This window comes from Rhodopseudomonas boonkerdii (genome assembly GCF_021184025.1).
GTDB classification, from domain to species: Bacteria; Pseudomonadota; Alphaproteobacteria; order Rhizobiales; family Xanthobacteraceae; genus Tardiphaga; species Tardiphaga boonkerdii.
Window position 1 is genome coordinate 2173831 of record NZ_CP036537.1, and the last position, 20719, is coordinate 2194549.

22 protein-coding genes are annotated in these 20719 nt (G+C 61.9%); 7 read left to right on the top strand and 15 right to left on the bottom strand.

The features are described from left to right. Positions 1-7 precede the first annotated feature (7 nt). The 4 genes from E0H22_RS10010 to E0H22_RS10025 all read right to left on the bottom strand — a co-directional run bounded on the left by E0H22_RS10010 (position 8) and on the right by E0H22_RS10025 (position 6073). Positions 8-712: an SDR family oxidoreductase gene (locus E0H22_RS10010; RefSeq protein ID WP_233025497.1), complete on the bottom strand. Its 705-nt coding sequence runs from the start codon at positions 710-712 to the stop codon at positions 8-10. Positions 713-741: 29 nt separating this feature from the next. Further along, positions 742-2799: a prolyl oligopeptidase family serine peptidase gene (locus E0H22_RS10015; RefSeq protein ID WP_233025498.1), complete on the bottom strand. Its 2058-nt coding sequence runs from the start codon at positions 2797-2799 to the stop codon at positions 742-744. Positions 2800-3018: 219 nt separating this feature from the next. Continuing rightward, positions 3019-4233 (bottom strand): NADP-dependent isocitrate dehydrogenase, encoded by a 1215-nt coding sequence (locus E0H22_RS10020; RefSeq protein WP_233025499.1) that lies wholly within the window; start codon positions 4231-4233, stop codon positions 3019-3021. A 109-nt stretch (positions 4234-4342) separates the two neighbouring features. Further along, positions 4343-6073, bottom strand: a complete 1731-nt coding sequence (locus E0H22_RS10025; RefSeq protein ID WP_233025500.1) for an alpha/beta hydrolase family protein — start codon at positions 6071-6073, stop codon at positions 4343-4345. A gap of 286 nt (positions 6074-6359) precedes the next feature. Here E0H22_RS10025 and E0H22_RS10030 point away from each other — a divergent pair, with 286 nt between their 5' ends. From E0H22_RS10030 to E0H22_RS10055, 6 genes are all read left to right on the top strand, one after another. Then, positions 6360-7574 (top strand): TrmJ/YjtD family RNA methyltransferase, encoded by a 1215-nt coding sequence (locus tag E0H22_RS10030; protein WP_233025501.1) that lies wholly within the window; start codon positions 6360-6362, stop codon positions 7572-7574. A gap of 399 nt (positions 7575-7973) precedes the next feature. Next, a complete protein-coding gene (locus E0H22_RS10035) occupies positions 7974-8792 on the top strand; it encodes an isocitrate lyase/PEP mutase family protein (protein WP_233025502.1) in 819 nt (272 codons plus the stop codon). A gap of 229 nt (positions 8793-9021) precedes the next feature. Continuing rightward, complete coding sequence (locus E0H22_RS10040; RefSeq protein WP_233025503.1) at positions 9022-9297, top strand: type II toxin-antitoxin system ParD family antitoxin; 276 nt, start codon at positions 9022-9024, stop codon at positions 9295-9297. Positions 9298-9300: 3 nt separating this feature from the next. Then, entirely contained in the window at positions 9301-9648 is a 348-nt protein-coding gene (locus tag E0H22_RS10045) for a type II toxin-antitoxin system RelE/ParE family toxin (protein WP_233025504.1), read from the top strand. A gap of 90 nt (positions 9649-9738) precedes the next feature. Continuing rightward, entirely contained in the window at positions 9739-10389 is a 651-nt protein-coding gene (locus E0H22_RS10050) for a nucleoside/nucleotide kinase family protein (RefSeq protein WP_233026263.1), read from the top strand. 114 nt (positions 10390-10503) lie between these two features. Then, positions 10504-10788, top strand: coding sequence for an isocitrate lyase/phosphoenolpyruvate mutase family protein (locus E0H22_RS10055; protein ID WP_233025505.1), 285 nt, complete (start codon positions 10504-10506; stop codon positions 10786-10788). 123 nt (positions 10789-10911) lie between these two features. Here E0H22_RS10055 and E0H22_RS10060 read toward each other — a convergent pair whose 3' ends face one another. From E0H22_RS10060 to E0H22_RS10100, 9 genes are all read right to left on the bottom strand, one after another. Beyond that, positions 10912-11697, bottom strand: a complete 786-nt coding sequence (locus E0H22_RS10060; protein WP_233025506.1) for a hypothetical protein — start codon at positions 11695-11697, stop codon at positions 10912-10914. Continuing rightward, positions 11694-12845 (bottom strand): DEAD/DEAH box helicase, encoded by a 1152-nt coding sequence (locus tag E0H22_RS10065; protein ID WP_233025507.1) that lies wholly within the window; start codon positions 12843-12845, stop codon positions 11694-11696. The genes E0H22_RS10060 and E0H22_RS10065 overlap by 4 nt, the downstream gene beginning before the upstream one ends. A gap of 3 nt (positions 12846-12848) precedes the next feature. Further along, entirely contained in the window at positions 12849-14417 is a 1569-nt protein-coding gene (locus tag E0H22_RS10070) for an ATP-binding protein (RefSeq protein ID WP_233025508.1), read from the bottom strand. Then, positions 14404-15438 carry a DNA-methyltransferase gene (locus E0H22_RS10075; protein WP_283818808.1) on the bottom strand — a complete coding sequence of 345 codons (1035 nt, stop codon included), beginning with the start codon at positions 15436-15438 and terminating at the stop codon, positions 14404-14406. Before E0H22_RS10075 ends, E0H22_RS10070 begins: the two co-directional genes overlap by 14 nt. Positions 15439-15582: 144 nt before the next feature. Further along, positions 15583-15933: a hypothetical protein gene (locus E0H22_RS10080; protein ID WP_233025509.1), complete on the bottom strand. Its 351-nt coding sequence runs from the start codon at positions 15931-15933 to the stop codon at positions 15583-15585. A gap of 133 nt (positions 15934-16066) precedes the next feature. Further along, on the bottom strand, positions 16067-17272 hold the full coding sequence (locus tag E0H22_RS10085) for an MFS transporter (RefSeq protein ID WP_233025510.1): 1206 nt from the start codon (positions 17270-17272) through the stop codon (positions 16067-16069). Continuing rightward, the gene (arsC, locus tag E0H22_RS10090; RefSeq protein ID WP_233025511.1) at positions 17269-17691 is read right to left on the bottom strand and encodes an arsenate reductase (glutaredoxin); all 423 of its coding nucleotides are present in this window, start codon (positions 17689-17691) and stop codon (positions 17269-17271) included. Before arsC ends, E0H22_RS10085 begins: the two co-directional genes overlap by 4 nt. Beyond that, positions 17691-18740: an ACR3 family arsenite efflux transporter gene (gene arsB, locus E0H22_RS10095; protein ID WP_233025512.1), complete on the bottom strand. Its 1050-nt coding sequence runs from the start codon at positions 18738-18740 to the stop codon at positions 17691-17693. The genes arsC and arsB overlap by 1 nt, the downstream gene beginning before the upstream one ends. Next, a complete protein-coding gene (locus tag E0H22_RS10100) occupies positions 18737-19108 on the bottom strand; it encodes an ArsR/SmtB family transcription factor (protein ID WP_233025513.1) in 372 nt (123 codons plus the stop codon). The genes arsB and E0H22_RS10100 overlap by 4 nt, the downstream gene beginning before the upstream one ends. Before the next feature lie 45 nt (positions 19109-19153). On the opposite strand from E0H22_RS10100, the gene E0H22_RS10105 reads away from it, so the two are divergent. Further along, positions 19154-19672, top strand: a complete 519-nt coding sequence (locus E0H22_RS10105; RefSeq protein WP_233025514.1) for a DUF6428 family protein — start codon at positions 19154-19156, stop codon at positions 19670-19672. A gap of 5 nt (positions 19673-19677) precedes the next feature. Here the strand turns inward: E0H22_RS10105 and E0H22_RS10110 are convergent, their stop codons facing one another. Together E0H22_RS10110 and E0H22_RS10115 are read right to left on the bottom strand one after the other, a co-directional pair. Beyond that, positions 19678-19854 carry a helix-turn-helix domain-containing protein gene (locus E0H22_RS10110; protein WP_233025515.1) on the bottom strand — a complete coding sequence of 59 codons (177 nt, stop codon included), beginning with the start codon at positions 19852-19854 and terminating at the stop codon, positions 19678-19680. 35 nt (positions 19855-19889) lie between these two features. Beyond that, positions 19890-20597, bottom strand: a complete 708-nt coding sequence (locus E0H22_RS10115) for a hypothetical protein (protein WP_233025516.1) — start codon at positions 20595-20597, stop codon at positions 19890-19892. Between the last annotated feature and the right edge of the window lie 122 nt (positions 20598-20719).

Here is a 20719-nt window from a genome sequence, read left to right on the forward strand (position 1 = left end):
AGTTCGATCACACCGAGCGCGTCATGCCGCCATCGACGCGGATGTTCTGGCCGGTGATATAGCCGGCGCCTGCCGAGGCGAGGAAAGCGATCGTGGCCGCGATCTCCTCACTCTTGCCATAACGCTGCATCGGCACACTCGCGCGGCGCTCTTCCGTCGCCGGCAGGCTGTCGATCCAGCCCGGCAGCACATTGTTCATGCGCACATTCGAAGCCGCAAAAGCATCCGCGAACAGTTTTGTGTAGGACGCCAGACCCGCGCGAAACACTGCAGAGGTGGGAAACATCGCCGACGGTTCGAATGCCCAGGCTGTTGAGATATTGATGATGCTGCCCGCCTTCTGCGCCTGCATGATCGGCGTGACCAGCCGGGTCGGCCGGATCACATTCATCAGGTAGACATCCATGCCGGTGTGCCATTGCTCGTCGGTCAGTTCGAGCACCGGCGCGCGCGGGCCGTGACCGGCGCTGTTCACCAGCGCATCGATACGTCCCCATTTTTTCATCGCGCCATCGACGAGGCGCTTGATGTCGTCATTCGACTGGTTCGAGCCGGTGATGCCGATGCCGCCCAGCTCCTGCGCCAGCGCTTCGCCTTTGCCCGACGACGACAGGATTGCGACGTGAAAACCATCGGCCGCAAGCCGCCGCGCTGCGGCGGCGCCCATTCCGCTTCCGCCTGCAGTGATGACGGCGACTTTTCCTGCTGACATGATGATGCTCTCTCTTCGATGCGCCGAGTTTAGCTCGCAATCGTTCGCCGCAGGAACGCATAACCCAGCGCCTGACTCTGTGCCTGCTTGCTGTTGTCCACCGCACCGGAATGGCCGCCGGCGACGGTTTCGTTGAACCAGGCCGGGCATCCCAGTTCCTGCAGTCGCGCCACCATCTTGCGGGCATGGCCGGGATGCACGCGGTCGTCGGTCCGGTTGGTGGTGATCAGGATCGGAGGATAGTTCTCGCCGCCTTTGGCGAGATGATAGGGTGAGAATTTCTGCAGATAGGCCCACTCGTCGGGAATTTCCGGATCGCCATATTCGGCGATCCAGCTCTGGCCTGCGAGCAACTTGGTGTAGCGCGCCATGTCGAGCAGCGGCACGCTGCACCAGATCGCGCCGAACAGCCGAGGATAGCGCGTCAGCATGTTGCCGACGAGCAGTCCGCCATTGCTGCCGCCGTGGCAGGCGAGTTTTGCAGCCGTCGTCACGCCCGACGCCGCGACATCGCGCGCCACTGCCGCGAAATCATCATGCGCGACATGCTTGGTGTTCTTGCGCGAGGCGAGATGCCATCCCGGCCCGAATTCACCGCCGCCGCGGATATTGGCGATGGCATAGGCATGGCCATGTTCGAGCCACAGCTTGCCGGCAATCGCCATATAGGACGGCGTCAACGACACCTCGAAGCCGCCATAGCCATAAAGGATCGTCGGTCGCGGTCCGCCCTTCAGGTTCTTGCCGATCAGGAAATACGGAATCTTCGTACCGTCCCCGGCCACGGCGTGGCGCTGCTGCACCTCGATGCCTTCCGGATCGAAATTGCGCGGTGCGCTTTTTAGCGGCGCCGGTGTGCCGTGGCCGTCCCATAGCGCGGTCGTCGTCGGCCGGTCGAAGCCGGTGACGGTCAGCAGCAGTTCAGCGCCCAAATCCGGATCGTCTTCACCGCCAAAGTTCTGCGCAGAGATCGACGCATTATCGGGGAGGCCGGGCAGGGGCGTTTCCTGCCAGCCGGCCTCGCTCCGCTGCATCAGCACGACGCGACCGCGGACATTGTCGAGCAGTTCAAGCACGATGCCATGGCGCGTCTCCGCCCATGATTGCAGCGCGCGCTCCGGTGTCGGCGAGAACGCAATCTCGAAATTGCGCGCGCCGGACAGGAAGCGATCGAGATCGATCACGGCAAGCGCGCCGGCCGGAATCGTGAGATCACCCAGCGTCCAATCCTGTTTGGGGCTGACCAGGAGATCCTCGGCTTCCGCGCCGACGCTGATTTCTTCCGGCAAATCCAGCCGAAGCCGCTTGCCCGCATGCGGGCCATGCTTGCGCTCGACGAAAATCTGCGAGCGCGTGAAGTCCAGCGCGCGCCAGAACATCAGGCCTTCATGACCCGGCCGGCGATTGACGCCGAACCAGGCCGCGACGTCCTGCTTCTCCACCTCGAACACGGTTTCTGCCGCAGCCAGCGGCGTGCTGCGCGTCCAGCGCCGCACCGCGCGGGTATAGCCGGCTTCGGTGCTGTCATCGGGCGTCTGCGCGCTGCCTACCAGCAGCGTGTCGTTGTCGATCCACGCCACCTGCGTCTTCGCCTTCGGAATCACGAAACCGTCCGGAACGAAGCTCTTCGTGGCGATATCGAATTCTCGCACTTCGATGGCGTCGGTGCCATTGAAGGACAGGCTCACCAGCGCCCGCGTTTTGTCCGGCGAGCGTGCCGCACCGGCAAACGCCCAACTCACGTTCTCGGCCTTGTTCAGCGCGTCGATGTCGAGCAGCACGTTCCAGTCCGGTTTGTCGGTCCGGTAGCTCTCCAGCGTCGTCCGTCGCCACAGGCCGCGCGGATGCTCCGCGTCCTTCCAGAAATTGTAGAGAAAGTCGCCGGACTTGCCGACGAAGGGGATGCGATCGTCGGCATCGAGGATCTTCAGCACTGCTTTGAAATCGCTGACATAGCCGTCATTGACCAGAAAGCCGTCGGTACGCTTGTTCTGCGCATCGACCCAGGCGATTGCCTCGTCGCCCTCGATCTCCTCAAGCCAGAGAAAGGGATCGTCGTGGCCGTCGGCGGGATTGGATGCTGTCATAGTCATCTTTCAGTGGCTGGCGGCGTAGGATGGGTAGAGCGGAGCGAAACCCATCCTGCCATCGCTTTGGCAACTCCGCCGATGGGTTTCGCTCCGGCGCGCAGCGCCTACGCTCTACCCATCCTACGCCTCGTTCCCCGCAAGCGAAGGAATAAAAAAATCCGGGACGCCAGCGGCGCCCCGGACTTGGTTCATGCTGCCTTTAAGAAGGGGCAGAAATCAGGCCTTGAGAGCCTTGGTCAGGTTCTCGGCGACTTTGTCCAGGAAGCCCGTGGTCGACAGCCAGCGCTGGTCGGCGCCGACGAGCAGGGCGAGGTCCTTGGTCATGTAGCCGGCTTCGACGGTGTCGACGCAGACCTTCTCGAGGGTCTTCGAGAAATTCAGCAGCGCGTCGTTGTTGTCCAGTTTGGCACGGTGGGCGAGGCCCTGAGTCCAGGCGAAGATCGACGCGATCGAGTTGGTCGAGGTCTCCTTGCCCTTCTGGTGCTCGCGATAGTGACGGGTCACCGTACCGTGGGCGGCTTCGGCTTCCACGGTCTGGCCGTCCGGCGTCATCAGCACCGAGGTCATTAGGCCGAGCGAGCCGTAGCCCTGGGCCACGGTGTCGGACTGAACGTCGCCGTCATAGTTCTTGCAGGCCCAGACATAGCCGCCCGACCACTTCAGCGCCGAGGCGACCATGTCGTCGATCAGGCGGTGCTCGTAGGTCAGGCCCTTGGCTTCGAACTGGGCCTTGAACTCGCGGTCATAGACATCCTGGAAGATGTCCTTGAAGCGGCCGTCGTAGACCTTGAGGATGGTGTTCTTGGTCGAGAGGTAGACCGGGTAGTTGCGGATCAGGCCGTAATTCAGCGATGCGCGGGCGAAGTCGGTGATCGACGCGTCCAGATTGTACATGCTCATGGCGACGCCGCCGGCGGGCGCCTGGAACACTTCCTTCTCGATCACGGTGCCGTCCTCGCCGACGAACTTCATCGACAGGGTGCCCTTGGACGGGAACTTGATGTCAGTGGCGCGGTACTGGTCGCCGAAGGCGTGGCGGCCGATGATGATCGGCTTGGTCCAGCCGGGGACGAGGCGCGGGACGTTCGAGCAGATAATCGGCTCGCGGAAGATCACACCGCCGAGGATGTTGCGGATGGTGCCGTTCGGCGACTTCCACATCGACTTGAGGCCGAACTCCTTCACGCGGGCTTCGTCCGGGGTGATGGTGGCGCACTTCACGCCCACGCCGAACTTCTTGATCGCGTTGGCCGCATCCACGGTGACCTGATCGTCGGTCTTGTCGCGGTATTCCATCCCGAGGTCGTAATAGTGCAGGTCGACGTCAAGGTAGGGCGTGATCAGCTTGTCCTTGATGTACTGCCAGATGATTCTGGTCATTTCATCGCCGTCGAGTTCGACGACCGGGTTGGCTACCTTGATTTTTGCCATGGGAAATCGGGCCTTCGCGTTGCGGGAGGGTGTTTGCAGGGGGGGCTATAGCACCGCGCCCGCTTGGGCGAAAGCCAAGGCGCTATGCAGTTTCGCCCCATTTTGAGGCTCAGAACGCAGCCTGCGTCGCTGTGCCCGCCACCACGTACCAGGTCACCAGCAGGCTGCAGATCAGCGCCCCCGGCAGGCTGGAGCCGGTGCGCCGCCAGGTGAAGGTGGCGATCACCGCCACGGTCGCCATGACAGGCACGAACTGGATCGCCACAATGGTGTTCAGGGCCATCGAGGTGATCACCGTGGGGGCCGGATCGATCAGCTGCCCGTTCAGGAACAGCGCGCCATACTGGATGCCCAGCAACAGGACGAATCCCAGCGCCAGCGCCGCCATATTGGTCAGGTAGATCGCCGGCCGGCTGGCTGACAGCGTCGAGAAGTTCCGGTGCATCACATGCAGGGCGATGACGAAGAACAGCGTGACCGGGGCGAGGTAGATCAGCGCCATGAGCGCCTGTTTGCCGCTGAGCAGCTTCAGCGCCACGATCCAGAACCGGAAATCGACGGTGAAGATCCGGTCGGCCAGCCACAGCGCCAGATACCCCGCGGCGACGGTGACCACCGCGATCGCGACCGACAGGCCGACGATGCCGCGCCGGCTGGCGCGCTTCGGCGCGAACGGCATCAGCAGCAGCGCGATGGCGGCGTTGATCAGCGCCCAGACCACGATCTGGTTGGTGATCCCCTGCGGCAGCCAGGGCTGTGCCTTGACGACGTTCCCCGCCAGCGTGAAGGCGGGATAATAAGTGAGGGCCGGGATCAGCACCGACAGCGCGAGGGCGCCGAGCCAGCGGCCGCGGTTGACCGGCGCCTCCACGGGCTGCGCGCCGTCCGCGGGTTTCGGCAGGGCCAGCCGGGAGAATATCCGGGCCTCCAGCAACCCGTCGAACATGCCGAGCAGGAAGGCGACGAAGCCGAGCAGCGCGATGCCGGTGCCGATCTCCTTGCGCAGCCAGATCTGGTCATGGGCCGGAAGCGGCGTGCCGCCGGTCAGCGTCTTGCCGAACCAGTCCAGCGCATGGCCGATCGCCTCATGGGAGAAGTGGTCGCCCGGGTGGGTGACGGCGGGCGTGTACAGCACCCGGGCGGTGCCTGCCGCGAGATCGCCATAGACCTTGCCGGGCTCGACCGCCGACGAGGTGCCGAACACGCCCCACAGCTTCGGACTGCTGACCACGTCGCGGGCCTTGGCCACGCCCCACATCAGGGGCGAAAATTCGTCATATTTGGAGAACACCAGCGCGAGGTTGCGCGGCCAGCTCGGCGAGCCGTCGGCGGCGAACGGTTTGCCGGTGGAGGAGCCTTCCAGCACCATGGCCTTGTAGTCGTTCGGCATGGCGGTGGCGGCGGCCAGAATGGTCCAGCCACCCATCGAATGGCCTTCGAGGCCGATATTGTTTTGATCGACCATCGGCAGACTGCGCAGATGCGCCAGCCCGTCCGGTCCACCAAAGCCGTTGGCGAAGGCCGGCCCGTCGCTGTAGCCGTGGCCGGTCTGGTCGATCGCCAGCACCACATAACCGCGGCGGGCGAATTCGATGGCGAAACCGTCCTGGGTTTCGCGGGAATTGATGTAGCCATGGACGGCGAGGATGCCCGGCGCGGGGGTCTGCGCCGTGGCGTTCGGCGGCGTGTAGAGCAGGGCGCTCATGGTGTTGCCCTTGGCGCCCTTGAAGCGGATGTCCTCCACCTTGATACCGCCGGAGGTCTGCGTCAGATGCGCGAGCAGGCTGCCGGCGATCATCGCCACGGCGCCAATGATCGCCAATGTCCATCTTGCGCGCATCGCATTCCTCCCATAATCCCGCAGCCGTTGTGGCCGCAGGGGTCATTCGCAGTTTCGTTTCGGGTTGGCTATCACCGCTAACCGAAAGTCGAACGAAAGCAAATGTCCTGCAGGGCGGTTCTGGCTGGTTTTAGGGGAAATCTTGCAAAACCCGGCCAAGCCCCTCGTTCCGTTCGGGAAAACAGCCGCCGCCGAGAAGTCCGTTGACGCCCGGATGAGATGTTGAATCAAAACCTTCAGGGGGTGATTCAACACCTTCAGAGATTGAATCAGAAAGTGAAGAGCGATGTCCGGTTCAGGCACCGACCACACAAAGGCCCATGTAGAGCTGACAGGCCCCGTCGTCATTCTGGTCGAGCCGCAGCTCGGCGAGAATATCGGCACCGCCGCGCGCGCCATGGGCAATTTCGGCCTGACCCGCCTGCGCCTGGTGAAGCCGCGCGACGGCTGGCCCAATGTCCACGCCCAGCGTGCGGCCTCCGGCGCCGACCACGTGCTGAACGCCGTCGAGATCTTCGACACGGTGGAGGCGGCGGTGGCCGACTGCACCCTGCTTTACGCCACCACCGCCCGCGCTCATGACCAGGCCAAGCCGGTGGTCGCCCCCGATGCCGCCGCCGCCGAGACCATCGCCCATATCAGGACGGGCGCCACCGCCGGCATCCTGTTCGGCCGCGAGCGCTATGGCCTGCAGAACGAGGAAGTGGCCCTCGCCAACCGGATCATGACCTTCCCGGTCAATCCCGGCTTCTCCTCGCTGAACCTCGCCCAGGCGGTGCTGCTCTGCGCCTATGAATGGTTCAAGCAGGCGACCGGCAACGCGCTGCCTTACGCCATGCCCGAGCGCTCCGAGCGCGCCTCGCAGCACCAGATGGGCACCTTCTTCGACAATCTGGTCGCCGAGCTCGACAAGGTCGAGTTCCTGCGCCCGCCGGAGAAGCGCGACACCATGCTGGTGAACCTGCGCAACATCTTTACCCGCATGGAGCCGTCCAAGCAGGACATGCACACGCTGCACGGCGTGGTGATGGCCATCGCCGAGGGCCGCAAGGGCCCGGCCAAGGGCGGCGTGCTCGACGGCGAACAGGCCACGCGCCTGCGCGCGCTGCTGGCCGAACACGGTCGCGGCGCCAAGGAGCACGAGAGCGGCACCGTCCGCGGCCTCGCCCGCATGCTCCGCCGCAACCCCACCGATGCCGAGCGGATTTTGTGGGAGCATCTGCGCGCCGACCGCCGCTTTGCAGGCCAGTTCAAGCGCCAGACCCCGGTGGGCCGCCACATCCCGGATTTCGTCAGTTTCCCGGAGCGCATCGCGGTGGAGCTGGTGAACCCGGACGAAACCGAGGTGATCGTGGCGGACCGCGCCTCGCGAAAAGCCTGGCTGGAGGAGCGCGGCTACCGCGTGCTGGCGATCCGTGCGGATGACGTGACGCGGGATATCGCGCCGGAGCTCGACCGGCTGGCCGCACTGCTGGACAGCGGGATGCCCGGGCAGGGGTAATTCTCTTGTCCCGGACGCGATGCGGCATGCTGATGCCGCTTCGCCGAGCCGGGACCGTGACGGGCGATGGCGTTTGATGCGGTCCCGGTTCTGCGCAGCAGCACTTGCGGCGAAGCTGCGCTTTGCCTGAGTGCTGCAGCGCGCCCGGGACAGAGTGATGACGCAAGAGCAGCGGTCATCGGAAATCGGGTGGCGGCCCTGCTGGGCAGCGGGATGCCGGGGAAGGGCTAGCTCTTGTCCCGGACGCGATGCGGCATGCTTATGCCGCTTCGCAGGGCCGGGACCGTGACGGGCGACGGCGTTTGCGACGGTCCCGGTTCTGCGCAGCAGCGTTGCACGCTGCAGCGCGCCCGGGACATAGTGGAAGCTCCATAAAAACAAAACCGGGAGACCCGCCTCATGCCCCTCTCCACCGCCGAGAAGCACGCCCGTTTCCGCAAGCTGCACGAGAGTGGCTGCTTCGTCCTCCCCAATCCCTGGGATGTCGGCTCCGCCCGCTATCTCGCCCATTGCGGCTTCAAGGCGCTGGCCTCCACCTCGGCCGGCTATGCCTGGTCCACCGGCCGCCCCGACAACAAGGTCACGGCCGACGATGTCATCGCCCACCTGAAGGACCTCTCCGCCGCCACCGACCTGCCGGTGAATGCCGATTTCGAGAACGGCTTTGCCGATGACCCCGCCGGCGTCGCCGCCCATGTCGCCCGCGCCGCGGCGAGCGGCATCTCCGGCCTGTCCATCGAGAATTCCACCGGCCGCGCGGACCAGCCGCTCTATGACGACCGGCTGGCGGTGGAGCGCATCAAGGCCGCCCGCGCCGCCATCGATGGTGTCGATCCCGCCGTCATGCTGGTGGCGCGCTGCGAAGGTTTTCTGCATGGCGAGCGCGACCTGAAGAAGACCACCGCGCGGCTCATCGCCTTTGCCGGGGCCGGCGCCGATTGCCTCTATGCGCCCGGCGTCGCCAGCGATGAGGAGATCACCACGCTGGTGACCGCGCTGGGCGGCAAGCCGCTCAATGTGCTCACCATCAAGCCGACCATGACCGTGCAGCATCTGGCCTCCCTCGGCGTGCGTCGAATCTCGGTCGGCGGCGCACTGGCGCGTGTGGCCTGGGCGGGGTTCATGCAGGCCGCGCAGGAGATCGCCGGGCAGGGGACGTTTACGAGCTTTGCGCATGGGGCGAAGGGCGGGGAGTTGAATAAGCTGTTCAGTGCGTAGCCGTAGGGCGGATGAGCCAACGGGTCGCGCGAACGCGCGCCCGATGATGAACTCCGCGTCATCCGCCGCGGAGTCTCCACCATGAATTCGGCTGACGGATTACGCCTGACGGATTACGCCTTCGGCTCATCCGCTCTACGTACCGAGTACACCTCTCACCATTGCCCCCGATCGGGCTGCGCATTGGCAGAAATGCCCATTTGCGATACGCTGTGCTCCAGCGGAACCCATGACCATGCCGACACGCCACATCCATCTGACGGACGAGCAGGACGCCTTTGTCGAGGAGGTTGTCCGCGCGGGCAGATATGAGAACGCCTCCGAGGCGATGCGCGATGCGGTGCGCGGCTTGCAGCATCGCATTCAGGCAGACGAACTGAAGCTTGATCTGCTGCGCACGCAGCTACAGGCCGGGCTCGACGCGCTGGAAAACGGACGTTTCACCGAGGTGGGTGACGCCGATCTCGATGCCACTTTGGACGACCTCGCCCCGCCGACGCGGTGAGCCATGGCGCGCTACCGCCTTTCCGAACCGGCGAAGGCGGATATTGCGGCGATCTTGCGCACCAGTGAAACCATGCACGGCGCCGACGCGCGCCTGCGCTATCGCGCATTGCTGACGGCGGCGCTGCGGCGCATTGCAGTCCGCCCGACTGTATCCGTAAGTGTCGATTGCAGCGATCTGTTTGCCGGCCTGCGCAGCTATCACATCCGCCACAGCCGCAACCACAGTCGTGAGGCTCCAGTCGGTCACCCCGTTCATGTGATTTTCTATCGCACGCAAGGCGCGGGGATCATCGAGGTCGTCCGGGTGCTGCATGAGCGAATGCTGCCGGGGCGGCATGTTGGTGGCTGAGCGTGCAGCAAATGAGGCGATGAGCCAATTGCGAAAGATAGTCGCGCCGCTATAGGCTGAAGCCCGTTTGGCCTCGGTGCTTTGCAGCAGATGGAAAAGAGAAAGAAGTTACTTTCCGAGCTCGCCCATCGCCTTGTCGTGACGTTGCCGGACCGAACGGCCCGCGTCGCCATCGATGGCGTCGACGGGGCCGGAAAAACGACATTCGCCGATGAACTGGCGAGCCTCGTCGCGGCCGAGGGACGACCGGTCATTCGCGCATCAGTCGACGGATTTCATCATCCCAGATCGGTCAGGTATCAGCGGGGACGGCATTCGCCGGAGGGCTTCTTTGCGGATTCTTACGACTACGCGGCATTGAAGCGATGTCTGTTGGATCCGCTGAGCCCCGGTGGTTCACGCCGGTATCGCCGGGCATTCTTCGATCATGTGAGCGACGCGTTCGTGCCTGCCAGCGATCAGGAGGCGGACCCATCTTCCGTCCTGCTGCTAGACGGCATCTTTCTGCATCGGCCCGAATTGCTCAGCTACTGGGACGCTTCGGTCTTCCTCCGAACCGACTTTGCCGTGTCCGTCGCGCGGTGCGCTTCGCGCGATGGTTCATCACCGGACCCTGAAGCGCCATCCAACAGGCGCTATGTTGAGGGCCAGCGGCTTTATCTCCGAAGCTGCCAACCGGAAGCGAAGGCCACGGTCGTGATTGATTACAACGACGTTTCGGCGCCTTCGATCGTCACCTGAACGGTGAGGTCGGAGATGGCTCGTTGAGTTTACGTCCTGGCCGGCCCTGCGGCTATCACTCACGGTGCCGCGTCTGGTTGTATTTTTGATGCGGATCGTCGTCTTCTGAGGCCGATGTCGATTGCCTCTGCGCCCGGCGTCGCCTCAGATGAGGAGATCACCACGCTGGTGACGGCGCTGGGCGGCAAGCCGCTCAACGTGCTCACTGTGCAGCCGACCATGACCGTGCGGCATCTGGCAAGTCTCGGCGTCCGCTGCATCAGCGTCGGCGGCTCACTGGCGCGTGTGGCCTGGGCCGGGTTCATGGGGGCGGCACAGAAGATTGCCGGGCAGGGGACGTTCACGAGTTTTGCGAATGGGGCGAAGGGCGGGGAGTTGAATAAGTTGTTTAGTGCTTAGCCAAAATTTTCACTCCAGGCGAATCTAAGTAACGTGTTCGAGAACGTTTGCCTCGATCACAATAGGGTTCGATGAGTTGCAGCGGCTTACCTGCCTTCCAGTATCAAACGGAATATTGCTTGATTACTGAGGTGAGCGAAGCATCGAGAAACGTCCACCGAATGTGCGAACTATCTGAATGAACGCGCCATTCGGTATGTCTGGTGTTCCTTGTTTTTTTGTCACCCATGCCCAAGCACTATCTCTTGTGGTAACCCAAATGCTCCCCGAGCCGTCAAAATTGTCTACCATGATCTCGCCGTTCGGAATTTGTACGGCTTGATGAAATCGTATAGCGCGATCGGTAGCTAAGTACTGACCGAAGGCAATGTGTTCTTGCTTGGCAATTAGCTTGCCATCTACTTCAACAGCTTGAACACCGGTAGACGAATTAAAGGCCGAGACTGTCAGTAGCTGAACTTCGTGCGATCGTAGCGAAATTTCCCAATCTCGATGACGTTTGTTCGCTACAACAGCTACGGTGCGAGGAACGGTAAGTAAGAAAGTTCTGATCTGACTGCGGTCTATAGAAAGAGCTTTCGAAAGAACGGAAATGCAATCAGGTTGCGGCGTCCCATATCGAAAAGTTCGGATCTGTGGAAGAACGTGTCCTTCCAGCGAATGTGAGACGAGTTCAACTTCAATAACAAACCAGTGTGAAAGGTCTTTCGCGACAAGCGCGATGTCGGGGCGGGAAACATTGTCTTCTAGTCTGAATGTTCCGCCAAATGGGAAGCAATGATGTTGCGGATAAATGCACATCAGAGCTTTGGCGACAATTAGTTCGAATTCGGTCTCTAAAGCCGCGTCTGGGTCCCAGATCTCAAATAGATTTGAGGGAGCGCATTCGCCAAAAAGTATTGTTGTCATGCGCGGCTCCAGTTGACGACGGCGACGCCTTCTAGCTCGCGTTCCTCTGAACGCAAACGAGCGATTTCTGGTTCTGTCGCAACAAGGCTATAGACAGTTGCTGCCGACTTGCCCTTGACTGGTCGCAGGACTCTTCCGAGACGCTGGATACGTTGTCGCCGCGTTGCGGTGCTCGCAGCAATGATGCCAATTTCAGTTTCGGGAACGTTGAACCCCTCGTCTAGTGCTCTGCATGTGATGAGAACATCAAGTTCGCCCTGTCGGTACGCTGAAAGTACCTCGGCTCTTTGCCGTAATTTCATCTTGGAATGATAGACGCCAGAGCGCAACTTTGCTTCGCTTAGTACCTCTTGGATCACGTTGCATGCTTCTATGTCTTCGTGAAATATAATTGTCCGGTAGCCCTTGTGCGCTAGCACTAACCGAAGCGCTAAACGAATTCTGTTTACGCTAAGGTTGAGTACGCGGGCGCGTTTCAGCAGTAGAGCGATGGTGCGCTCGTCTTCTGCGTCGCTACTGTAGGCTCTTCCTATAGCCTTCGTCAGCTTGTCGTACTCTGCTTGGCGCTCAGGTTCGAGATCGAAGATCACGTTCCTGAGTTCAAAAGGAACGATTACTTGGTCACGTAACGCGTCCTTGTAAGTATATCGAAATATTATGTTTCCTAGTTTTGGTATTAGGACTTCTTCCAGCCCTTCGTCGTAAGGTCTTTCTGGTGTGGCTGATAATCCAAGTGTTGCGATCGGTCTTCCCTCGAGCGCGGCTCTAAACTTTTTGCTGGCTGCCTTGTGGCACTCGTCGACAATCAGGAAATATGGCTGAGTTACATTTCGAAGATCTAGCTTCGACGCGCTATTGAGAACTGCGAGATTTACGGTGCCGCTGCGAATTCTTCCTGAGGAAGCCACTAGATTTATGTCATCTAATGAGATGCCAAAAAACGAGGCCGCCTCCTCCCACCATTGGTCGAGTAAGGCAACGGTCGGCACAATAACGAGCGTGGTATCTATTTTTAGATGTCGGATACAAGACAGAGCAAATATTGTTTTGCCGCCACCAGTTACGACTTCAACGATTCCACGGTTGCCTGCTCCCTCCCAAAGTGCGAGCGCCTCAATCTGCCAAGAGCGAAGTGAGAAGTTGCTCACAAATCATCCTCTGATTGACTTGTCTGCTGCTTGGGGCGTTTGCTGTGGAGCTTCCAGATTGTCGATGCGATCTGCTTCTGCTCGCAAAAGGGCGTCTTTCATGCGTCTGACGCTGTCCGGAGTGAGTTGAATCATCTGGGCGACGCGGAATTCCGCCACGGCGTCGTAGATGTATTGTCGAATGCACTCATAGATCGCTTCGACTGATGGTCTTGCCGCATAGTAAGGGTGAAGACGGTTGATGATAATATGGATAACTCCTTTATCGGCGGCGGCATAGCGCACGACGTAAGGATCGTTTTCGCTCTTATCTTGTATCCAGATGTCCACACGCAAGTCTGCAGTGACCATCCATGACGCGACCTTCTCTTCGTCGGATACGCTCTCCGCTTGTTTGGCGTTGTTGGCGAGGATCATTTCCAGCGGCGGAAGGATTGATGTGTTGATCACGTCGCGCATTTCGTCGCTGACAAACTCTGACTTCAAGTCAGCAACCATCTCTTTGAATTTTTCGCGCTTTATTGGGTCGCGATCCTGGCCTCGCCGCTTGCTCGCGAACTCTTGATAATCTTTCGTTAGATCGAAGAGATAATTTTCGAGTTCCTCTTCTTCGTTCCCCGAAAAAAGAACAGCGTCTTTTGTGTGGGAAACATTGAAGGACTGATCGAGTTCGATGATCCCCATTAGTCGCTGTGAGACGAGGTTGTTGGCTCCTTCGTCGTTTATTCCACCGAAGATGTTGCTTGGTTTCCAAGCTGTCGGAAACCCTTTGATTTGCCTTCCGTTTTGGTAGAGTGAGAAGCCTGCAAATTTCCGTCCACCAGAGCCTTGTTTTAGTACTCCTACGAAGCCTTTGACGTCTTTCCCGCCGACCTTCGTTTCGAAGGGGCGTTTCATCGGCTTGCCGTCCATATCCGAGTCGAAGTTCTCTTCGCTCGGGGCTGCTATTTCCTCATCGCGGTAGATGATCTTCAGTTTGCCTGCTTGAAGGTCGAACCGATAGATCGAGCTTAGATATGCTTTGATGGTCTCATCGGTGCGCGCCTGCAGATTTCGGTTTAGGTCGGTGATGGTGATGCGGGTGTAATGTTCGTCTTTGCTGACGACGCGCGCGACAAGCGGCACCATGGTCTCGCCGGCAGCGATCTTGTCTACGTCAATTTCAGCGGTCCACTCTTCGCCGCCTGTTAGTTCTGCCGTTTCGATTTTCCATTTGTTGCCGATCCAACATGCAGCAGTTTTCATGCCCATGCCGTACTTGGATCGTCCTTTACTGTCGCGTGTGGGAGACGCGATCTTCAGAGCAGCAACGAGATCGTCTTTTGACATGCCGATCGAGTTGTCGGTGATCGTCCATTGTCGGTTAGTGACGCTGTACTTAATGTCAACAACGAGTGGCGTGCCTTCTTTCTTCAAGGCTTCATCGACTATCTCAGGATAGTTCAAACGAGACTGCGTTGAGTTGTCGATGAATTCAGCTAGCGCAAACCACATAGTATATGGCATTCGCGCATAGTTCTTGATGGCGGCGGACCCAATCGTTACCTCGCCAAAATCACTAGGCTGCTGCATTCCTCCGACCCTTTACTGTTTTGCTTTTTGGTTTTTCTTTGTCGTCTTCGAAGCGGCCCTTTGAACCAAGAGCGTATTCCGTGCTCGCTTCAATCGCGATCCACTTGCGGTTTAGCTTTTCTGCGGCGTAGCCTGTCGTATTTGATCCGCCGAAAGGATCGAGAACCAAGTCGCCGGGTTGTGTTAGGAACTCAATAAAAAAGCTCGCGAGTCCCATCTGCATGCGGGCCGGATGTAGCGCATGACCGTTTTCTTTGCAGTATTGCCGATATTTTGAATCAGCCGAAGTGCCGGAAAACTGCAGTAAAGATTCTGGCAGTGACGCCTCGTTCTCCGCAATACTAATAACGTTAGGCGCAATTGCCCCGCCGTGATCGGTAAGGAATCCTTTTCCTGAAATAACATGACCGGAAGGTCTGGTTCCTGCGTTGTACTTCTGTGATTTCAACAGGCTCTTCATGTGGCTACTGTAGGGCAGCAGTACCCGGCGATTGTCGGCTCTTGGATGTTCCGTGCGCGACATCCACCAAACGTGGGTGAATGAATCTTTGAGCCTTTCGCGCTTAACATTTACCCATTGCGCTGGGCTGGGAAGCCTAGCTGGATTGTGGCAGATGACATGCTGACACAGGTGCAGATTTCCTGCACGCTTGAAAGCAAGCAAGGCTTCTAAACCCAAAGTCGACATAACTGGCACGCCGGGTTCCCAAGAATTCCCAATTTCAACAACGATTGAACCGTCAGGCGTCAATAAGTCGCACAATTTGGGAGACAGGCTTTCGAGCCATCGAAGATACTGCTCGCCAGTTTCGTTGCCGTAGCGCTTCTTGTGTACAAGCGGGAAGGGCGGAGAAGTGAAGACTAGATTCACTTTTCCCTGCAGCGCTCTTAATATTGGACTTTCAAGAGCGTCCTCGATGCGGCCGACGAGCATTCGTCCTTTTTGAGTGCTGTACACTTCGCTCAAGGACGCGTTCTTTGATTTTTTTGGCGCGGCCTTGGTTACTCTGGACTTTGTCATTCGGTGTATCGGCTCCCCGTGCCGCAGCGTATCGTAACAACTGAAAGTTGCTGTTTCAAGCATACAGACTGTCAAAGGATTCTCCCAGTAACAGTGGCAGAAGTTTTTGAAAGGTCTCAGCTCGCCGGCAGATAGCTCAAGAGCCTATCTCCTCCTTCTCTTCCCCCTCGGCTTCAACGCCGGATGATCCTCCAGCGGCGTGTGCGCGTCTTCCAGCAGGGCCATCGCTTCCTCAGCGATGTGCTCGATATTGACGCCGCCCCAGCGCAGGTCCTTCAGCGCTTTCGCGATGGCGGCGTTGCGGTCGAGCCAGTCCTCGCCGCTGCGCGCTTTGGGCTCGGGATGGCGGCGCGGGCGGCGGCTGCCCATGGCCATCAGGCGCGCCATCTTGAATACCTCCATGGCCTTGATCAGCCGGTCGTAGTCCACCGTGGGGCTGGCCCACAGCTCATTGACGCAGCGCTCGGCCACCTCCTGCAGCTTCACGCCCAGCATGCGCAGCTTCAGCCGGCGGCCGGCGCGGGCGGTGGGCACCGTGTCGCAGGCACGGGGCGCGAAGGGATGGCGCTGCCAGCCGAATTCGCGGGCCCAGCGGCCGGCGGTGCCGTGGCTCGCGCCGTCCTAACTGCTACGCCGCAGCCCTGTCCGCCTGTCCTTCCGCCTTCAGGCAAAACCAGGTGAGATAGCCGGCGATCAGGACGTTGGCGGTCGACAGCAGTGCGAGCACGGAGAAGGCCAGACTCGGGCCGCCGATGTCGAGCAGCAGCGCGCCGGCGGTCGGGGCTGTCGCCATGCCGATCAGGATGGGAAGGCCGAGCCGTCCCATCAGGATGGCGTAACGGCCGGGCCCGAACAGGACCAGCGGCACCGCGCCGCGCACGATCGAGCTGATGCCGTTGCCGGCGCCATAGGCGATGAGCGCCACGGCCATGAAAGGAAAGCCCGTGGCGAGCAGGGCGATGCCGGAGGCGACCAGCACCACGCCGGCCAGCATCGTCCACAGCGGATGCAGGCGGCGACCGAACGCCATCTCGACCACGCGGGCGGCGACCTGGGACGGGCCGATCAGGGCGCCGAGGCCGACAGCGGCCGCGAGATCGATGCCGCGCATCTGCAGCAGGATCAGCAGATGCGCCGAGAGCAGCGACATGGTGACCGCGCCGATGGTGAGGATGACGCCGAGCAGTATCAGCGCGGTTGTTTGCGCGGCGAGGGGGAGTTCGGCCTTCGCCGCATGGGCGGCGCCGGCGGTGGCCGCCGGGGCCGGCGGGCGTTTCGGCAGCAGCAGGGCATAGGCGGGGCCGCCGATGACGAGGTGGAGGCCGGCATAGGTGGCGCAAGTGAGCCGCCAGCCATGGTGCTCGAGCAGCCACGCTGTCAGCGGCCAGCACACGGTGCTGGCAAAGCCGCCGAACAGCGTAACGGTGGTGATCATCTGCCGGGCACTGTGGCCGAACTGCCGTCCCAGCGTCGCAAAGGCGGGATCGTAGAGGCCCGACGCCATGCCGAGACCGATGATCGCCCAGGCGGCGAAATAGACGGGCAGCTGCGTGGCCGCGGCGAGCAGGCCGAGCCCGGCCGCGAACAGCAGCGAGCTGATGGCGAGCACGGGCCTGCCGCCATGGGCCTGGATGAGATGGCCGACGCGCGGCGACACGATGCCGGCGGTGAGCAGCGCGAGCGAGATGCCGCCGACCACGGCGGCGGTGGACCAGCCGGTGTCCCGCGCAATGGCGGGCGCCAGCACGCCGAGCAGATAGAAGGACGATCCCCAGGCGAGGATCTGAAGGCCGCCCAGCGTGACGACGATGCGCCTTGCGTGCGGAGCGCTCATGGCGTCGATCGCGTGGCGCCGGTCGCGGTGACGATCTCGCCATCCTCTTTCTCGAAACGGGCGACGGGGTGGTCGAGCAGGTCGAGCACGCGTTCCGACGGACGGCACAGGCGGACGCCCTTGTCCGTGACCACGATGGGGCGGTTGATCAGGACCGGATGCGCCAGCATGATGTCGATCAGCTGATCGTCGCTCCATTTGGGATCATCGAGGCCGAGCGCCGCATAGGGTGTGCCCTTTTCGCGCAGCAGTGCGCGTGGCGTGATCTTCATGGCGGCGATGAGTGCGACCAGCGTGTCGCGTGAGGGCGGCGTCTGCAGATAGAGGACCACGGCCGGGTCTTCGCCGCTCTGCCGGATCATGGCCAGCGTGTTGCGCGACGTCCCGCAATCCGGATTGTGATAGATGGTGACAGGCATCAGGAGAGCTCCGTGTTCGCAGATCGCATCGGGCCGGCTTCGTACCAGGTACGCGTGGCCTTCACGATCCGGACCACCGAGAGCATGACGGGCACCTCGACCAGCACGCCGACCACCGTCGCCAGCGCGGCGCCGGACTCGATGCCGAAAATCGAGATGGCGGCGGCCACGGCCAGTTCGAAGAAATTGCTGGCGCCGATCAGCGCCGCGGGGGCGGCGACGCACCACGCGACGCCGAAGCGGCGGCTGAGCCAGTAGGCCAGTCCGGCATTGACATAGACCTGGATCAGGATCGGCACGGCGAGCAGCACGATGACCAGCGGCTGCGCCAGAATCCGGTCGCCCTGAAAGGCAAACAGCAGGACCAGCGTCGCCAGCAATGCGGCGAGGGAGAGCGGCTGCAGGATGGCGAGGGTTTTGCCGAGGGCCGCTCCGTCGCCCTTAACCAGCGCGCGACGCCAGAGCTGCGCGAGGACGACGGGCACCACGATGTAGAGAACCACGGACAGGATCAGCGTGTCCCAGGGGACCGTGATGGACGCGACGCCCAGCAGCAATCCGACCAGCGGCGCGAAGGCGACGACCATGATCAGGTCGTTGAGCGCGACCTGAGACAGCGTGAAATGCGGTTCGCCCTCGCACAGATTGGACCAGACGAACACCATCGCCGTGCACGGGGCGGCGGCGAGCAGGATCAGGCCGGCGATGTAGCTCGAAACCTGGCCGGCGGGCAGCAGCGGGGCGAACAGATGCCCGATGAAGAACGCGCCGAGCAGGGCCATCGAGAACGGCTTCACCGCCCAGTTGATGAACACCGTCACGGCGACGCCGCGCCAGTGCGCGCGCACCTGCCCGAGCGCGCCGAAATCGATCTTCAGCAGCATCGGGACGATCATCAGCCAGATCAGGATGGCGATAGGGATGTTCACGCGGGCGATTTCGGCGGCGGCAATCGCGCGAAAGGGGCCGGGCATCACATGGCCGGCCGCGATGCCGACAATAATGCACAGGGCCACCCAGACGGAGAGATAGCGCTCGAACCTGCTCATGACGTCTGCAGCGCCTTCTTGCGCTTCGTCGCCTTCGCGGGCGGGCAGCACGACGCGGCGAGAGCAGGGGTGCAGATCTCGGGATGGCCCGCGCAGCAGTCCTTCATGAGAAACTGGATCAGGCTGGAGAGCGTCTCGTAATTGGCCGAATAGATGATCGACCGCGCCTCCCGGCGCGAGCTGACCATGCCGGAATGTTCGAGGTCCTTCAGGTGAAACGACACGTTCGACGGCGCGACGCCGGCCTTGTCAGCGATGGCGCCGGCCGCCATGCCCACCGGCCCGGCGATCACCAGCATGCGCACGATGTTCAGGCGCGTGTCCTGCGACAGCGCGCGGAAGGCGAGGGTGGCTTGACGTTCGTCCATCGACGATCCTATATTTCAACAAATATCAAAATGAGGATAGGCGAGATGACGGCCGCTGCCAACCCCGTTTCTGTGCAGGATTCAACCAAAGAACTGTCGATGGCTTCGCTGTTCGGCGGCCTGGCGGGTCACGAGGACAAGGCGCTGGTGTTTCACTATGACGGCCGGGATGTGCGGCCCAGCTACCATGTGACCGAAGTGAAGACGGGTGCGTTCAACGCGCTCGACTGTGGCGCCAATCCCGAAAGCTGGCAGGAAACATTCATCCAGCTCTGGGACATTGTCGAAGACCATCGCGGGCATATGCCGGTCGGCAAGTTTCTCGCCATCATGGGCAAGGTGGCGCAGAGCGTGCCGTTTCCCGCCGAGGCGCGGCTGACCTTCGAAGTCAGCGATGGCGTGACGCCGATGCAGCTCTACAAGGCCGATGCGATCAGCATTGATGGCGGGATCGTCCGCGTGCCGCTCTCGGCGCGCCCGAGCAGCTGCAAGCCGCGCGATCGCTGGCTGGAGCAGCGGTCGTCCTGCTGCGGGCCGAAGGCCAGCGAGCCCTGCTGCGGATAGACTGCTCACGTCGCCGGCTTGCGGATTCGCCACTCCACGACAAGGCCGGCTTCAATCGCGAGAATCGTCAGCGCGTCGAGACTGAACTTGTCGATCCGTCCACGCTGCAGATCGTTCATTCGCGGCCGCGTCACGCCGAGGCGTTTAGCGGCTTCAGCCTGTGTCAATGGCCAACCATCCACGGCGCGACCCAGCCACGACAGCTGCGCCTCAGCTTCTATCGCCGCCTTCGCGGCCCCCGCACCCGCAGCGCCGGATGATCCCGCTCCGGCGGCGTGTGTGCGTCTTCCAGTAACGCCATCGCTTCCTCCGGAATGTGCTCGATCCTGACGCCGCCCCAGCGCATGTCCTTCAGCGCCTTCGCGATGGCGACGTCGCGGTCGATCCAGTCCTGGCCGGTGCGCGCCGGGCGATCGCGATAGCGGCGCGGGCGGCGGCTGCCCATCGCCATCAGGCGGGCCATCTTGAACACTTCCATGGCCTTGATCAGCCGGTCGAGATCGACCGCGGGGCTGTTCCACAGATCGACGACGCAGCGCTCGGCCAGCTCCTGCAGCTTGACGCCCAGCATGCGCAGCTTCAGCCGCCGGCCGGCGCGGGGTGTCGGCACCGTGTCGGTGGCGCGGGGCGCAAGGGGATGGCGCTGCCAGCCGCCCTCGCGGGCCCAGCGCCCGACGGTGCCGGCGGTGGCGCCGGTGCGCGCCGCGATCTGCTTGTAGGTCAGCGTCGTCTGCTCGATCAGCCGGCGCGTCTCGGCCACGGTGGCATTGGTGTGCATCCGCTTGCAGCCCCTGGGGCGGCCGCCGGGAACGGGCGGCGGTCCGCTGTCCGCATCATCCGTCACCCGCAGGCGCAGCACCGGCTCCGCGGATGCATCGCGGATGCGGAACCGGTTGTTGAAGAGAGGATTGAGGGGATGGGCCATGAAGGGGATTATATGCCTATTCACGCGTCGTGCAATCCCCGATTGTGTCGGTTCTGCGTGGCGGGGATCGCGAAGGTGGAGACGGCGTTGAAGTGACGTTGCCTGTGTCCCGGACGCGATGC

What these genes read in the sequence shown, in the direction of transcription:
- E0H22_RS10010 (WP_233025497.1), bottom strand. Translation starts at nt 712, where the DNA reads ATGTCAGCAGGAAAAGTCGCCGTCATCACTGCAGGCGGAAGCGGAATG.
- E0H22_RS10015 (WP_233025498.1), bottom strand. Translation starts at nt 2,799, where the DNA reads ATGACAGCATCCAATCCCGCCGACGGCCACGACGATCCCTTTCTCTGG.
- E0H22_RS10020 (WP_233025499.1), bottom strand. Translation starts at nt 4,233, where the DNA reads ATGGCAAAAATCAAGGTAGCCAACCCGGTCGTCGAACTCGACGGCGAT.
- E0H22_RS10025 (WP_233025500.1), bottom strand. Translation starts at nt 6,073, where the DNA reads ATGCGCGCAAGATGGACATTGGCGATCATTGGCGCCGTGGCGATGATC.
- E0H22_RS10030 (WP_233025501.1), top strand. Translation starts at nt 6,360, where the DNA reads ATGTCCGGTTCAGGCACCGACCACACAAAGGCCCATGTAGAGCTGACA.
- E0H22_RS10035 (WP_233025502.1), top strand. Translation starts at nt 7,974, where the DNA reads ATGCCCCTCTCCACCGCCGAGAAGCACGCCCGTTTCCGCAAGCTGCAC.
- E0H22_RS10040 (WP_233025503.1), top strand. Translation starts at nt 9,022, where the DNA reads ATGACCATGCCGACACGCCACATCCATCTGACGGACGAGCAGGACGCC.
- E0H22_RS10045 (WP_233025504.1), top strand. Translation starts at nt 9,301, where the DNA reads ATGGCGCGCTACCGCCTTTCCGAACCGGCGAAGGCGGATATTGCGGCG.
- E0H22_RS10050 (WP_233026263.1), top strand. Translation starts at nt 9,739, where the DNA reads ATGGAAAAGAGAAAGAAGTTACTTTCCGAGCTCGCCCATCGCCTTGTC.
- E0H22_RS10055 (WP_233025505.1), top strand. Translation starts at nt 10,504, where the DNA reads ATGTCGATTGCCTCTGCGCCCGGCGTCGCCTCAGATGAGGAGATCACC.
- E0H22_RS10060 (WP_233025506.1), bottom strand. Translation starts at nt 11,697, where the DNA reads ATGACAACAATACTTTTTGGCGAATGCGCTCCCTCAAATCTATTTGAG.
- E0H22_RS10070 (WP_233025508.1), bottom strand. Translation starts at nt 14,417, where the DNA reads ATGCAGCAGCCTAGTGATTTTGGCGAGGTAACGATTGGGTCCGCCGCC.
- E0H22_RS10075 (WP_283818808.1), bottom strand. Translation starts at nt 15,438, where the DNA reads ATGACAAAGTCCAGAGTAACCAAGGCCGCGCCAAAAAAATCAAAGAAC.
- E0H22_RS10080 (WP_233025509.1), bottom strand. Translation starts at nt 15,933, where the DNA reads ATGCTGGGCGTGAAGCTGCAGGAGGTGGCCGAGCGCTGCGTCAATGAG.
- E0H22_RS10085 (WP_233025510.1), bottom strand. Translation starts at nt 17,272, where the DNA reads ATGAGCGCTCCGCACGCAAGGCGCATCGTCGTCACGCTGGGCGGCCTT.
- arsC (WP_233025511.1), bottom strand. Translation starts at nt 17,691, where the DNA reads ATGCCTGTCACCATCTATCACAATCCGGATTGCGGGACGTCGCGCAAC.
- arsB (WP_233025512.1), bottom strand. Translation starts at nt 18,740, where the DNA reads ATGAGCAGGTTCGAGCGCTATCTCTCCGTCTGGGTGGCCCTGTGCATT.
- E0H22_RS10100 (WP_233025513.1), bottom strand. Translation starts at nt 19,108, where the DNA reads ATGGACGAACGTCAAGCCACCCTCGCCTTCCGCGCGCTGTCGCAGGAC.
- E0H22_RS10105 (WP_233025514.1), top strand. Translation starts at nt 19,154, where the DNA reads ATGACGGCCGCTGCCAACCCCGTTTCTGTGCAGGATTCAACCAAAGAA.
- E0H22_RS10115 (WP_233025516.1), bottom strand. Translation starts at nt 20,597, where the DNA reads ATGGCCCATCCCCTCAATCCTCTCTTCAACAACCGGTTCCGCATCCGC.